Genomic DNA, 13,582 nt, shown 5'->3' with positions numbered 1-13,582 from the left:
TAGCTGCTCCTATACTGGCTTAGCGCTAGCCAACTCCCTCATCCAGCACAGCTCTCACCCTTCGTTATTTCTTGATGAACACGAAGTTGTCGGAGTCGTAGCTGTGCGCTTGCAAGAAACCATTGAGGTCTTGGCACGGTACGGGCTGGCCTTGGGCATTAAGGGAGTGCGCCGCATAGCCTAGCTCCTGCAGCAGGGCCACGGCTTTTTGGTGCTCAGCGTTGTGGCGCTTGGGCTCCAAATACTCCATTACCACGTAGGGGCGCAAGCGGCGCAAACTTTCCGCAGCACCGCCGATTACTTTCAGTTCAGCCCCTTCCACATCAATTTTAATCACAGCTGGCTGCGTCTTAGTGGAAGCCAGAATATCATCAATGCGGGTGGCAGGTACTTCAATGCGGGTCGGCTTGAAATCAGCAAACCATTTCTCCTCCGCAAACTGCGCCACATCCATCGAGTTGAACTCGTTGTAGAGCACGGGAAATTCATAGAAGGAAATCGTTTCTGCCTTATCCGAAACAGCTTGGTTGATGGCCCGGATGTTGGCCTGCCCTTTCACATTTTCTGCCAGAACGGCGTACGTGCTTCGTGATGCCTCGTAGGCCAGTACCTTCCCCTCCGGCCCCACCAGCCGCGAGGCCAGCAGCGCAAAATACCCGAAGTGCCCCCCTACATCGAGAAACGTGTCGCCGAGCTGCAGGGTGTTGATGAGGAAGCGCGCCAGACGAATCTCGGAGCTATGCGACTTGCCACCTGTCAAGTAAATATCGGTGCCGGCGGGCAGTACCACTTGCATAGGCACCCCAAAGAAGGTGCCTACCTGTTTCACGAGCCCCTTTTTGGTACGGGCGTACACCAGCTGCCGGAATCCTATGGCGTACAGGTATTTTCCCGGGGCATGCAGCAGGCGCCGCCATTTAGTAGCGTTGGCAAGGGCTTCGACTTCATCAAGCTGCTTTAAAAGGGAATTCATGTACTAGGAATAGAGACGCAAAAGGGGCCGCGGGCATGCCCTGCCAGGAGGTGACTGGGCAAATATCGGTTTTTACGATTCGGTTTTGCGTTGCCGCAGCTGTTTAAGTTCGGCGGGACGCACAAGGCGCAGGCTTAACACCAGTGCCACGAACAGCACACCCGCCCCTATTGCCTCAACTAGCCACGGCAGTTGCAGATAGGTTTGCATGGCATACCAACCGGCGCAAAGCAGCCCAAAGATGCCCCCGAGCTTGGCCATTATTTTCCAGGGTACGGCCACCTCAGCACGGCGCTGCACCAGCCACACATAGCAGCCGGACACGAAAACTGCGCAAAACAGCGTATTCCAAGCCGCCGCTACTGCGCCAAAACGCGGCAGAAATACCACGTTCAGGCCTACGTTGAGAGCCACACTAGCCGCCACCAACCAGCTTACTGTGTTTACGAAGCGGGTGCTGTTGAGTAGGGAAGCATAGAGGGCGAAGAAGGAGTGCACCAGCACATTCACGAACAAAATCTTGAGGCACCACGTCATGCGGGCCACCTCAGCCACTGAGCTGTGCTTGAACTGCCAGAACAGCACCTCCCCCCGAAACAGCACAAACGCGCACACCAGCAACATGGGTAGCGTAACCACGCGCTGCCCAAACCAGAGCAAGTCACGCTGTTCGTCACGGCTGTGCACCGCCCCGGCAAACTTGGCAAAAAACAGCGGCAGAATCGTCCAGATGTACATCATCACGGCATCAACCCAGCGGTAGGCCCCGGCGTAATACCCCGCTTCTGTGGGCGAGGCCAAGCGTTCCAGCATCACCATGTCTACCCGCTCGTTTACCCCATACAGGAGTGTAATTATGGCAAAAGGAACGGTTTCGCGCAGCACTGTACGGGCCTGCCCCCACTGCCAGCTGTAACGCACTCGCCCAAACAGGCGCGTCATCAGCCCATAGAGCAGCACAGTAGTGAATACGGCCGCCGCCACTCGAATACCGACATAGCGCTCCAGCGTAAGTCCCAGCGGCAGCAGCACTAGCACCAGGCCTAGCAGCAGAAACTTCTCAAACACCGACAGCACCGCATCGGTGTTGAAATGCTGGTGGGCTTGTAGCGTACCGCGCAAAAACTGCCCGTACTGGGCCAATAACAGGCTTATCCCAATAGCACCCAACAGCAGCAGCGGGTAGCCTCGGTAGCCAATCACCCACCCCACGCCCAGCATGGCAAACAGCGCCGCTACGTTTAGCCACCCTCGTAGCGGGAGGATAGTAGGAAAGTACTCCGACAAGAACGCGGGGTCGGCGGCTACGCGCTTTACACTGTAATGCGTCAGGCCTAAGTCGGAGACGGTTGCCAAGACCAGCGTTAGGGCCGATAGAGCCGTGAACAGCCCGAATGCCGCGTGGCCTAGCTGGTCTTGCACAATATTTTCGAGCACCACCCAACCTGGCTTTACCAGCAGGTTGAGCAGCACGACAAGGCTAATATTTCCGAAAAAACGTTTGATGCGGTCCGCGCTTAACTGAGAAAATCTGCCCAAGCCTGAGGAGTTGCACACGAGCAACGAGCTAGCCAGGGGACAAAACTACGCAAAAAGCAGCCGGGCTTGCGGGACGGTTTGCGCTCGGCAGAGGGCATTTTTCCTCTATCTTTGCTCGCCGCTGCTATTCAGCCTTTCCACTTCTGGGTCAGTGGCTATACCTAATTATGTCTGAGCGCCCGTATTCTCTTCTAGGCCTGTGGCCTATTATTAATCGTTGGAAAAATTTGGTGTTGGCCGCGCTCGTGTTAGCCTTAGTGCTCAGCACCCTAGTTGCCTTTTTGCTACCCAACATCTACCAATCTACGGCCGTATTTTTCCCCACTAACCCGCAAAACTCTGACCCTGACCGCATTGTGGAAGGGCAAAAGCTGGAACTAGGCGGCCGCACCGAAGACCTGGACCGTGTTATCACGGTGGGCGAGTCGCAGCCGGTGGCCGAGCTGATGCTTAAGCGTTTTAATCTGTACCAGCACTACGGCGTGGGCACTCCCGGCGACGACAAGGCCGATACCGACGCCCTACGCGAGTTCAGCGATAATCTGGACATTGTGCGCAATGAGCGCGACGTCATTGAACTCACGTTTCAAGACCAGGACAAGCAACTAGCGGCTCGCATCACCAACACCATGGTGGCCGTTATTGACTCCATCAACCAGCAGCTGACGCTGGAGAACCGGCGCAATGTGCTAGGCCTGTATAAGCAGCGCTACGAGTTTCTGAACAAAGAATATGAGCACTCCCGCCAGCAGGTAGTGCAGGCACGCCACCGCTACGGCATTTTTGGCCCGGAGCAACAATCACGCTACCTCTCGAAGGAAATTGTACGACTGGAGCGTGAATTAAACCAAACAGGGCAGTTTGTAAAAACAGAAGGCCTGCGTCGGGCGCTGAAGCGCATTCAGCAAGATGAACAGGAGAAAGCTACGAACACGGAAAGCTACCTGGCCCGCGAGATTGTAGAAACGCAGAGCGCCCTGGCCGAGCAAGGGGGCGGCGGGCCGAAATCATCGAGCCTACGCCGGGCCCTTCGCGGCCTGACCCAAAGCAGTAGCGGCAACCTGATTAACGCAGAAAGCTACATCAACGGCATTGACTCCCTGAACCTGCTCACGGCCCGCGTGACCGACTTGCAGGACCGTCTGGTGAAAGCCCAAGGCGAGTATGAAACGGCGGAGCTGTCTATTAAGGCCCGTATTTCCTCGCTCTACGTAGTGCAGAAGGCATACCCCGCCACTCGCAAGAGCAAGCCTGTGCGCTGGCTCATCATTGTAGGGTCGGTGTTCCTGACTTTCGCCCTATCAGTAGTAGTTATTACGCTGCTCGAGCTTTACCGACGCACCCAACGCCCCTTAGTAGCCACTACGTGAGCGAGCTATTAAACCGGCTTCGTCCTACCGACCCTAGTCAGCGCTTGTTTGTGGGGTTTATGCTCCTGCTGATGCTGGGCGGTGCTATGGGCGCGCTGTTGCAAACACCGCTGGCCCTGCTGCCCGTGGTGCTGGCGCTAGGCCTGCTCGTAGTATTCACTGACTGGACGCTGCTATACTACTTACTATTTCTAACGCTGGCCTTTTCGCGGGAGGTGCCAGTGCCGGGGGGCCTAAGCCTCGATGTGCCCTCGGAACCCCTAATGATGGCCCTTACCGGGTGCATTATTGCCACGCTGCTGATGCGGCGAGTACAGTTGCCCGCCCGTGAACTTCTGCACCCAGTAATAGTGGTGTTGGTGCTGATGCTGTTGTGGTCAATCACGTCATCGTTTTTCTCCGTCGATTCCACTAAGTCTATCAAGTATATTCTGGCGAAGGTGTGGTACCTAACGCCTTTTATTTTAGGCACTTTTCTCTTGGTTCGGCGCCCGGCCCAGGTTTGGCAAGTAGCCCGCCTATACGTAATAGGCACCTGCATCACGGTCTTGATAGTAGTAGTGCGGCACGCGTCCCACGGCTTCACCTTCGATACAATCAATCTGGCAGTAGGTCCGCTCTACCGCAACCACGTGACCTACGCTACAGTGCTGGCTTTGCTGTTGCCGTTTACCTGGTATGGTGCTAGTCAGGCCACAGGGCTGCCGCGCTTGCTGTGGCGCATGGCCACTGGCCTGCTGCTGTTTGGCCTGCTAACAGCCTATACCCGGGCTTCTATTTTGGCGCTGCCGGTAGCAGGTATCTTTTATATAGTAATTCGCTGGCGACAAATGCGCTTGTTGTTGGTGGCCATAGTGTTAGGCACGCTGGCAGGTGCGGGCTATTTTCTCAGCGAGAACAATTACATGCTCTACGCGCCCGACTTCGAGAAAACCGTATTCAATGCCAAGGATTTCGGTAAGCACCTGGAGGCTACGTATAAGCTGCAGGATATGTCGGGGATGGAACGGGTGTACCGCTGGGTAGCTGCCGCCCGCATGACCGCCGATAAACCCCTGGTAGGTAGCGGCCCCAGCACCTTCTACCCAGAGTATAAGCGCTACACCGTGCGCAGCTTCCGCACCTACGTGAGTGACAACCCGGAGCGCTCCACCACGCACAACTACTTTCTGCTGCTACTGGCCGAGCAAGGCTTTCCGGGGATGCTGCTGTTTGCCGTTCTACTGGGCATCAGCTTGCTGATGATTGAGCACCTTTACCAGCGCACAGCGCCTCGTTCTGAGCTCCGCTACGTGGTATTAGCTACCGGTATCAGCTTCATCATTATCGTGTTCCACTTATTACTCAATGAGTTGGTGGAAGTAGATAAAATCGGCTCGTTCTTTTTCTTCAACTTGGCTGTGCTCATTCGGGTGGGGACCTGGCTGAAGCAACACCCGGAAGATGGCTTGACAATTGAGACCCGGCCTCCCCTTAGCTAGCAACTTGCTGGTACTCCGCCGCGTTGCGCGCGAGCTGCATTACGTGGCGCTTAGCGTGCTTTGCCAGAAAATAAAGGTACTCGTACACATCAAGCTTACCGAGCCCATTCACCGACATGGTGGTGCGATAGAGCACGCCTTCGCCATTGGGCAGGCGCGCGAGACTACGCAGGCATTGCTGCAGTTGCTCCCGCAACGGGGTTTGCACTTCAGCCGGCGACTTTTGCCCGCGCGGCTCCATGTGCTCGGGCCGCACCCATGGAAAGGAGCGGCTTATCCCTACTTCCTCCAATAACGTTTGCTTGAACTGGTACTGGCCTAGCTCCTGAGCTAGGTCAAGACCAGCGCTGTTACGCAGGGCTTTCGTGGTGGCTTTCTCAATAAGAATCAGCAGGAAATGATTGGTAAGGGCCGTGTGCTTCAGAATCTCGTCACCCGTCCAGCCTCCATCAGCAGGCCGAAAGTGGCGCGCGGCGGCCGGAGCGGCAAACCAGTCATCTAGCTGCGCAAAGGCCTGCTCTAGCTCCGTTCTGATGTGGGCCAGCAGGTCGGTAAGGGAGGCGTTGGGCATAAGGCTAGGCCACTTCGCTACTTAAACCGGCAGCTCAGGATGGTCACGTCGTCGGCAAAGCGGTTGCCGTTAGTGTTGTAGGCCTCTATCTCGCGCAGCAGTTCCCGGTGCACCACGGGTAGCGAAGCGTAGCGGTTGTGGCGTAACACGCGCAGCACTCCTTCCTCCCCGAACTCTTCCTGGTTGGCATCAAATACCTCCGTCAGACCATCGGTGTAGGTGAGCAGCAGCGTGCGAGGGGCCACTACCACCTCTCCTACCTGCAGCATAGGTAGCTCCTCCATCACGCCCAGCATAATAGTACCCGACTTAAGCAGTTGCACGGGCCCATTATCGGGTATGAGCAGCGGGTCGTTGTGGCCCGCGTTTACGTACTGCAGATGGTGGGTGCTGCGGTCGTACAGGCCGAAGAATACAGTGATAAACTTGTCGCCGCCGGCGTTGCGGAAAATCAGGTTATTCAGCTCGTTAACAACCGTGGCTAAGTCGGCCTTCTGACGCAACAAGGTGCGCAGGCCCGCCTGGAAGTTCGACATCAGCAACGAAGCCGCCACGCCCTTGCCCGACACATCGGCTACGCAGAACAGAAACCGGTTATCATCGAGGCTAACTACGTCGTAATAGTCGCCGCCCACGGCTGTGTGGGGCACATAGCTGGCTTGTACGGCCACATGGGCATCGTTGGGCAGCTTGCGCGGGAAGAGCATGGTTTGCACTTCCTGGGCAATTTCAATTTCCTTCCGGATGGCAGCATCGGCTACGCGCTGCCGGGCCAGGCGGCGGCTCTCAATGGCGCCAATGAGAATGTTGCTCAGGGTTTGCAGAAACTTAGTTGCTTCCTCACTGGCGTAGTCTTCGTGCACATTGCCAATGAACACGTAGGCCTGCACTTTTCCATTCTGCACCACCGGAATTACAGTTTCCAGCTGTTCCCACACGGGCCCCAGGCCAAAGTGCTGTACGGGGCACGGCAGGGCAGTACACCCCTCCTGAATAGCTCCCGGTAGCGTCACGGTCCGGAAATCTGGCAGGCCCGCCCCGAACGATACCATGCACTCCCAGGCCTCCTCCTCTTTCACGTAGAGCACCAGCCGCCGGATGTTCAGCTGGCCTAGCAGCGTAAATTGAAAGATTTTATACAGCGCACTTTCCGTTGGGTCGAGGTTGATGGCCTGCGTAATTTCCAGCAAGGCTCCCAGTTCACGCTCCTTCAGTAGCAGGCGTTTCTCGGGGCTTATTGGGCGAGAGGTAGACATGAAAGGTGACGTTGTAAGGTTGTGAAGTTGTGAGAAGGTGGATTTGAGCAGTACGAAGGTTGACGTTCACAGGAGGTTAGGGTATGCCGATTCCTGGTTGCTTATCAAACTCATTACTGCACAAATTCACCATCTCACCTTTGGCTAACCTACGGGCGTTTTTGGATCGTAGGCATCGCGCAGACCGTTACCGAGCAGATTAAAGCTCAGCACCAGCAGGCTGATGGCTAGGCCGGGTAGCAACGTGAGCCACAGCCCCGCCTCGGTACCCAGCAATTGGAAGCCTTCGTTTACCATCAGCCCCCAGGAAGGAGCCGGCGGCTGCACGCCCAAGCCTAAAAAGCTCAGGCCCGCTTCCAGCAAGATAGCCGCTGCAAAGTTACTGGTTGCTAACACAATTAGGGGGCCCGTCATGTTGGGCAGTAAGTGCCGCCAGATCAACCGACTCTGTGGCAGCCCCAGCACCCGACCGGCTTCCACGAAGGTTTTTTCGCGCAGGCTCAGCATCTGTCCCCGCACCACGCGGGCCACATCAACCCACATAGTAAGGCCTACGGCCACAAACGACGTCCAGACGCCTTTGCTGTCGAGGGCCAGGGAAATGGCAATGACCAGCATGATGCCCGGAATGCTCCAGACTACCGTCATCAGGCCCAACAGCAGGCTATCAACCCAGCCGCCTACGTAGCCGGCCACGGCCCCAATGGCCATACCCAGCACCACAGAAATCAGTACAGCCACCAGGCCGATACCCAGAGAAATGCGCGTACCCAGCAACAGCCGACTCAACTCGTCGCGGCCAGCTTTATCAGTGCCCAGCCAGTAGGTGCGGGAGCTGATGGCCTGCTCAGCAATGGCCTGGGGAGTATTGGCAGTGGGGGTTTGCTTAGTCAGGCTGGCCAAGGCAATGCCCTGCTCTGCTACCGGCGTGGCACGACCGGTGTGGTAGGACCGAAACGGTCGGACAAACAGCGAATCGGTAGTAGTTCGGTAATTGGCCTCGATAGGCACCTCACGAAACGCCAGTGGTTGTCCGCTCCACCACAGGCCTAGCATGCCTACTTGAGCGGCGCTTCGCGCTGAATCTGGCAGCGGAATTCGCAAGATATTCACTTGCAAGCCCGGCGCCTGTTTTTGCAGGGCCACCAGGCTATTGTTGGCGTTAGGAGAATTATCAGGCAGCACCCAATAGCCCAGTACAGCCACCAGCGTGCAGAGCACAATAAACCCCAGCCCGAGCATGGCAGGCAGGTTGCCTAGCAGCCGCTGCCGCACATAATAGCCCGGTGGGCGGGCTGGCGGTGGGGCCACAGCGGCCGAAACAGGAGCAGCTACGGCCACAATTAGCGAGTATTATGCTGCAACAAGCCCTCTTTGGAGGCCAAGAAATAGCTGTCGCGCACGATGGCGCCGAAGGAGCTTTCCTCGTAGGCCAGTTCCGTGTCGGGGTCGGGCCAGAAGCTGCGGATGAGGTCTTGCTCCAGCAAGCTGCGCAGGTGGCGTTCGAGCTCAGCGGGCGCTAAGCGCGTTTTGGCAACCAGATCGGGGAAGGAGCTGACGAAATATAGCTCGTCGAGGATATCGAATTCGGTGTCGGTCACGGGCAGAAGAAGGGCATGGCAGGATAAGCAAAGGTAAAACGCCCCGCCTCAATATCAGCAGTACGTGCTGAAAAGGCTACCCTTGGCAGCAGAAAGTGGCCTAGCAGCGTGCTGCACCGCAGTACACGCCACTAGGCCACCTCTTCACAATTGGCAGTTACTTGACTACCGCCACGGCATTACTATACTCGGCGACGCTTGTCGCCTCCTGCGACTTTGCGTAAGTCAGGATCTGTCGAATTTCTGCATCAGAGAGCAGGAAGCTGGGCATCTGCTGCTTGCCGTACTGGTTGAAGATTTTGACGGCATACTCGTCGCCGCTGGCTACCATTTTGCTGGAATTTTTAATCCAGCTTAGGAGCCACCTTTCTGGCCGGCGCTTGTCGAGGCCCATAAGCGCGGGGCCTACAACCACGTCATTCACGGCGTGGCACTGGGCACAATTGCCTTTAAACAGCGCATCACCGGCAGCTACTGCTTCAGCTTGCTCGGGCGTCATGGCTACAGCTTGGGTGGTAGAATCAAGCCCAACCGTGCTGGCTTGAGTAAGTGAATCGGGCTGCACAGTGCTTTGCGCAGTTTCTCCCATCGGGAAGGGCTCTAGCAGGCCAGTAGCGGCGAAGAATACTCCGCCAATTGAGAATATCAACAACACAACCAACAACGGAAACACTGCTTTTAAGCTGAGATTGGACATGATATTGGGGCTACGTGATACAGATAACTTTTCGCCAAAAAGTAGTACCCAAGCGCTACCTACCCAACCTTTTTCAGCTATTTCTTCACCGGATTTTCTCCCATAGAATAACGCGCCTCAAATCAGGTCTGGCGACCTTTCCAGACGTAGCCACCGCGTAGCCCTAGCAGCCCCGTAGCCAGCGCATAAGGGGCATAGGCTAGTTGCAGCACCGGTACCCAACGCACCCACTGCGGGCGCCCGAGGAATTGCAATACTGGCCGCAGAAACAGCATGTCCCCAGCCAGCTTCAGCCCCCAGACCAGCGGAGCCAGCCACCCCGCCGAGGCGCCGCTCAGCCACAGGCCTAGGCCTAGGCCTATCGGGAAGGTGAGGTTAGCCAGCAGCACCAGCACGGCCAGCCGCTGGGGGGCCGCCGCTTGGTAGTGCCGCCATTTGCTGGCCCAGCGCACCCGCTGCCACAATAACTGCCGCAAGGTGGGTTGAGCTGCCGTGCGCACAATGGCCTGCTGCTCCTGTAGAAACCGTACGCCGCCAGGGAAGGCCGCATGAATTTTGTGCAGCAGAAACTCGTCGTCGCCGCTGGGCACGGCCTCATTGCCCCGGAATCCCTCTACCGCAGCAAACGCGGCGCGGCGGTAGGCCAGGTTAGCACCATTGCACATGGTGGGCTGCTGCAGGCCTATCGACGCAGCCCCCACCCCAACCAAGCCCGCCAGCTCGAGTCCCTGGAGCGTGGCCAGCCAGCCGGTACCGGTCAGGAGCACGGGGCCGCTAATAAACTGCACGGCGGGGTTGGCAGCCAAGGAGGCATAGGCCTGCACCCAGCCAGTAGGCACGCGGCAGTCGGCATCAGTGAGCAGAACCCAAGGTGCTTGCGCCGCCTGCACGGCTGCTTGCACCGCGGCTTTCTTACCGGTACGAGCACCAGGCAGCTGAGCCAGTTGCAGAAGTCGCACTGGAAATGGCATGGTGGACACAGCAGACTGGACGATGGCAGCGGTGGCATCCGTAGAATGATCATCCACCACCAACACCTCAATACCACCGGACACTGGGAGCTGCTGGCGTAAATCTGCTAGTAGGTGCGGCAGGTTCTCAGCTTCATTACGCGCAGCAATCAGAATAGAAAAGGCGGGAGCAACCAGCTGCTGAGCCCCATGCGGGTCCGATACGGCATATTTGGCGGGCGAGCAATGTTCTTTGGAGTTGGTAACTAAGGGGCTGCCAGACACGAGCTGTACATAATCGTTCAGTGCTTCCCGCTCGCTCGTCTCACCTGCGCCCTGACCTGTTAACACATGCTGACGAGGACGTAGTGCCAGCCAAGCGCGCCGGTACCGCAGCATCTGCCCGAAGTATATACCCGCCACCAGCACTTGCGTTAGCAGTAGGCCACTCTCCCACTGTATGCTACTCATGTGTACTAGGCGTTGGGGGCTTTTTGCCTCGTTTGCGAAACACTTTCAGCCGCAGCACAAAGCCCAGGCCGGCGGCGCTGGGCAAGGCAATATTTACCACCCACAAGCTGATGCTGGCACTTAGCACGGGCAGCACGGGCTCGCCCAGCAGCCCAAACAAATGCGTAGCCGACAGTTCTCGCACCCCTACATCGGCCAGAGCATTAAGCGAGGGCACCAACGATTTCAGCAGGAAAGTGCCCGCAATGGCTGCCGCCCCGGGGCCTACTGGCGCATGTGCGCCGTAGGCCACTAGCAACAAGCCAAATTGCACGCAGAACACGGCGTAGCGTAACCCCGAAATGAGCAATACTGCCGTAAGGGCCCGCGCTGGGTAGGTGGGCATAACATTCAGGAACCGCCGAAACCGCCGTAGCGGCCGCACCGCCATCACGGCCGCCACCAGCAGCCGTGAACGGTACAGGGGCAGCAGTACGGCCAAGTTAGCCAGCACCACTGCCACCACTAAGCCTAGGCCAGTAGCAGGGTAACCATGCAGGTAGAAGCGCAGCACAAAGTACAGCAGCCCGGCCGTGCCGGCCAGCACCGTTACCACCAGCTGACAGTAGCGCCCCAGAAACACGGCCCCCAGCGCATCAAGCCGACGGCTTTTCAACTCAATGATGCGGCCGGCGTAGTCGCCCACACGGTTGGGAGTTACGAAGCCCAGGGTCAGGCCCACCAGCACTGCCCGGAAGCTACGCCGAAATGAAACGGGCTCTAGGTGCCGGGCCAGGCGCCACCACTTCCACGCTTCTAGCCCCCAGTTGGCGGGCATCAGGGCTAGAGCCAGCAAGATGGGCAGGCGCCCCTCTCCACTTAGCGTACGGGTAAGCAGGCCGCGCCAAGCCGTAGCTGTATCGGCATCCTGAAACACCGAGTACCAGAGCAAGCCCAGCGTCAGCAGAGTCACAAGAAGCTTGCCCGCCACCACAAACCCACCCCGGCGAGCGGCACTATCCGGCTTTTGGGCGTAGTTTTGTAGAAGGTCAGGGGGCAAAACGGCGGAAATAGGTGTTCGGTTAGCTACTTTGGTTTATCGGCCGACAGCCGCGTAAGCCCCTATCGGAACGACCTACTACGCCTACATAGCCATGATTCTGCCTCTCGCCACCACCGACTTACTGCCCAAGGTTATCATGGGTGTCGACCCCGGCACGCAGATCATGGGCTATGCCATCATCGAGGTGCAAGGCCAGCGGGTGCGCGTGCTGCAGTACGATGTGATTAATATGAAAGCCTTGGGCTCCAATCACGCCGTAAAGCTAAAGAAGATCTACGACCGGATGGTGGAGCTCATCGACGAGTTCCTGCCCGACGAGTTGGCCATTGAGGCCCCCTTCTTTGGGGTAAACGTGCAAAGTATGCTCAAGCTGGGCCGGGCTCAGGGTGTAGCCATTGCCGCCTGCCTCTCCCGCCAGATCCCATACGTTGAGTACGCCCCCACCAAAGTAAAGCAGTCGGTCACTGGCTCCGGCAACGCCACCAAAGAGCAGGTGGCCCACATGCTGCGCCAGACCCTGCAACTGCCGCCCCTGGAAGAAGCCCCCAAATTCCTCGACGCCACCGACGCCCTAGCCGTGGCCATGTGCCACCACTACCAGAAAGGTAATAACGTGAAGGCCGGCGGCAAAAGCTGGGGCAAGTTCTTAGCCGATAACCCTAGTAAGCTGGCTACGCCCGTGGCCGGCAAGAAAGCCACCCCCAGCAAGAAGAAGCCTGCGGCGTAGCTTACAATTTGGCTGAACTGGTCGGCGCACATTACCGTGCGTACCAAACTGCCCTATATGGCAATGTATTGTAATGTACTTAGGGCAGTTGTCAGCTTTATAGCTGTATTACTGTACCTTGGTTGAGGGGAACTATACCTATTATTATTTTACCTCGATGAAGCTACTGCGCCTCCTCCCTTGCCTTAGTCTCGCAGCCCTGCTGCTATTGAATGTACCAGCGAAGGCCCAGGTAGTGCGCTACCGAAACGCGGACAGTCCCCGACTATGGACAGTAAAGGAAGTTGATAGCTTGGCTCAGCTAATGAATGAGCGGGCCAAGCTCGCCGGTATTGAGTTTCATGCTCGCATCAAAAATACCATTACGCGGCCAGACACAATTATTCACGAGTATATACTGAGTGGTACGCCTACCCGCGCAGCCGAGTTAGCGCACAAGCAAAAACTTCAAACGCTGGTCGGACAGCCATTACCTCCTTTCACCTTGACCGACTTACGAGGCGCCAAAGTGAGTTCTAAAAGTTTACTCGGTAAGCAGGTTGTGCTCAATCTGTGGTTCACGTCCTGTGGCCCCTGCATTGTGGAAATGCCCTACCTCAATCAGATTCAGCAGGACCAAGCCCAGAGTGGAGTAGCCTTTTTAGCCGTGACCTTCGATAGCCAAGAAAAAGTACAGGCTTTTCTAAAGAAGCGTCCGTATACTTTCCGCCATTTAGTGGGAGCTAAAGACTATTGTGACCAATTCACCACGGGCTACCCAACCACTTTTTTTGTAGACAAAAGCGGCATTATTAGAAGCGTGCAGGGCTCCCTCAAAGTAAAATATGACCGGCAGACTCATCAACCTACAGGAGTTGACTCTAAAGAATTTTACGAAGCGTTGAAGCTGATAAAATGAAATTCT

13 protein-coding genes are annotated in these 13,582 nt (G+C 57.0%); 4 read left to right on the top strand and 9 right to left on the bottom strand.

Annotation, left to right across the window (positions count from 1 at the left end):
• Positions 1–64: 64 nt before the first annotated feature.
• Both EU556_RS12315 and EU556_RS12310 read right to left on the bottom strand, forming a co-directional pair.
• The gene (locus EU556_RS12315) at positions 65–973 is read right to left on the bottom strand and encodes an FkbM family methyltransferase (RefSeq protein ID WP_135434399.1); all 909 of its coding nucleotides are present in this window, start codon (positions 971–973) and stop codon (positions 65–67) included.
• Between the two features lie 72 nt (positions 974–1,045).
• The gene (locus EU556_RS12310) at positions 1,046–2,446 is read right to left on the bottom strand and encodes an oligosaccharide flippase family protein (protein WP_135434398.1); all 1,401 of its coding nucleotides are present in this window, start codon (positions 2,444–2,446) and stop codon (positions 1,046–1,048) included.
• A 233-nt stretch (positions 2,447–2,679) separates the two neighbouring features.
• Here EU556_RS12310 and EU556_RS12305 point away from each other — a divergent pair, with 233 nt between their 5' ends.
• Both EU556_RS12305 and EU556_RS12300 read left to right on the top strand, forming a co-directional pair.
• The gene (locus EU556_RS12305; protein ID WP_135434397.1) at positions 2,680–3,882 is read left to right on the top strand and encodes a GumC domain-containing protein; all 1,203 of its coding nucleotides are present in this window, start codon (positions 2,680–2,682) and stop codon (positions 3,880–3,882) included.
• Complete coding sequence (locus EU556_RS12300; protein ID WP_135434396.1) at positions 3,879–5,363, top strand: O-antigen ligase family protein; 1,485 nt, start codon at positions 3,879–3,881, stop codon at positions 5,361–5,363. Before EU556_RS12305 ends, EU556_RS12300 begins: the two co-directional genes overlap by 4 nt.
• On the opposite strand, the gene EU556_RS12295 is transcribed toward EU556_RS12300, so the two are convergent.
• The 7 genes from EU556_RS12295 to EU556_RS12265 all read right to left on the bottom strand — a co-directional run bounded on the left by EU556_RS12295 (position 5,356) and on the right by EU556_RS12265 (position 11,948).
• Entirely contained in the window at positions 5,356–5,934 is a 579-nt protein-coding gene (locus tag EU556_RS12295; RefSeq protein ID WP_135434395.1) for a DinB family protein, read from the bottom strand. The genes EU556_RS12300 and EU556_RS12295 overlap by 8 nt on opposite strands.
• A 17-nt stretch (positions 5,935–5,951) precedes the next feature.
• A complete protein-coding gene (locus EU556_RS12290; protein WP_135434394.1) occupies positions 5,952–7,190 on the bottom strand; it encodes a PP2C family protein-serine/threonine phosphatase in 1,239 nt (412 codons plus the stop codon).
• Between the two features lie 144 nt (positions 7,191–7,334).
• Complete coding sequence (locus EU556_RS12285) at positions 7,335–8,531, bottom strand: ABC transporter permease (protein WP_245327602.1); 1,197 nt, start codon at positions 8,529–8,531, stop codon at positions 7,335–7,337.
• 2 nt (positions 8,532–8,533) lie between these two features.
• Positions 8,534–8,791 (bottom strand): hypothetical protein, encoded by a 258-nt coding sequence (locus EU556_RS12280; RefSeq protein WP_135434393.1) that lies wholly within the window; start codon positions 8,789–8,791, stop codon positions 8,534–8,536.
• 157 nt (positions 8,792–8,948) lie between these two features.
• The gene (locus EU556_RS12275; protein ID WP_245327600.1) at positions 8,949–9,488 is read right to left on the bottom strand and encodes a cytochrome c; all 540 of its coding nucleotides are present in this window, start codon (positions 9,486–9,488) and stop codon (positions 8,949–8,951) included.
• A 122-nt stretch (positions 9,489–9,610) separates the two neighbouring features.
• The gene (locus EU556_RS12270) at positions 9,611–10,909 is read right to left on the bottom strand and encodes a glycosyltransferase (protein WP_135434392.1); all 1,299 of its coding nucleotides are present in this window, start codon (positions 10,907–10,909) and stop codon (positions 9,611–9,613) included.
• A complete protein-coding gene (locus EU556_RS12265) occupies positions 10,902–11,948 on the bottom strand; it encodes a lysylphosphatidylglycerol synthase transmembrane domain-containing protein (RefSeq protein ID WP_245327593.1) in 1,047 nt (348 codons plus the stop codon). Before EU556_RS12265 ends, EU556_RS12270 begins: the two co-directional genes overlap by 8 nt.
• Positions 11,949–12,042: 94 nt before the next feature.
• On the opposite strand from EU556_RS12265, the gene ruvC reads away from it, so the two are divergent.
• Positions 12,043–12,678 (top strand): crossover junction endodeoxyribonuclease RuvC, encoded by a 636-nt coding sequence (gene ruvC / locus EU556_RS12260; protein WP_135434391.1) that lies wholly within the window; start codon positions 12,043–12,045, stop codon positions 12,676–12,678.
• A 304-nt stretch (positions 12,679–12,982) separates the two neighbouring features.
• On the top strand, positions 12,983–13,576 hold the full coding sequence (locus EU556_RS12255) for a TlpA family protein disulfide reductase (RefSeq protein ID WP_167855557.1): 594 nt from the start codon (positions 12,983–12,985) through the stop codon (positions 13,574–13,576).
• Positions 13,577–13,582: the final 6 nt, after the last annotated feature.

Origin of the sequence: Hymenobacter fodinae, from assembly GCF_004745825.1 — a bacterium.
GTDB lineage: Bacteria > Bacteroidota > Bacteroidia > Cytophagales > Hymenobacteraceae > Hymenobacter > Hymenobacter fodinae.
This window is presented reverse-complemented; position numbering and strand designations above follow the sequence as displayed.

What these genes read in the sequence shown, in the direction of transcription:
- EU556_RS12305 (WP_135434397.1), top strand. Translation starts at nt 2,680, where the DNA reads ATGTCTGAGCGCCCGTATTCTCTTCTAGGCCTGTGGCCTATTATTAAT.
- ruvC (WP_135434391.1), top strand. Translation starts at nt 12,043, where the DNA reads ATGATTCTGCCTCTCGCCACCACCGACTTACTGCCCAAGGTTATCATG.
- EU556_RS12315 (WP_135434399.1), bottom strand. Translation starts at nt 973, where the DNA reads ATGAATTCCCTTTTAAAGCAGCTTGATGAAGTCGAAGCCCTTGCCAAC.
- EU556_RS12275 (WP_245327600.1), bottom strand. Translation starts at nt 9,488, where the DNA reads ATGTCCAATCTCAGCTTAAAAGCAGTGTTTCCGTTGTTGGTTGTGTTG.
- EU556_RS12270 (WP_135434392.1), bottom strand. Translation starts at nt 10,909, where the DNA reads ATGAGTAGCATACAGTGGGAGAGTGGCCTACTGCTAACGCAAGTGCTG.
- EU556_RS12290 (WP_135434394.1), bottom strand. Translation starts at nt 7,190, where the DNA reads ATGTCTACCTCTCGCCCAATAAGCCCCGAGAAACGCCTGCTACTGAAG.
- EU556_RS12295 (WP_135434395.1), bottom strand. Translation starts at nt 5,934, where the DNA reads ATGCCCAACGCCTCCCTTACCGACCTGCTGGCCCACATCAGAACGGAG.
- EU556_RS12255 (WP_167855557.1), top strand. Translation starts at nt 12,983, where the DNA reads ATGAATGAGCGGGCCAAGCTCGCCGGTATTGAGTTTCATGCTCGCATC.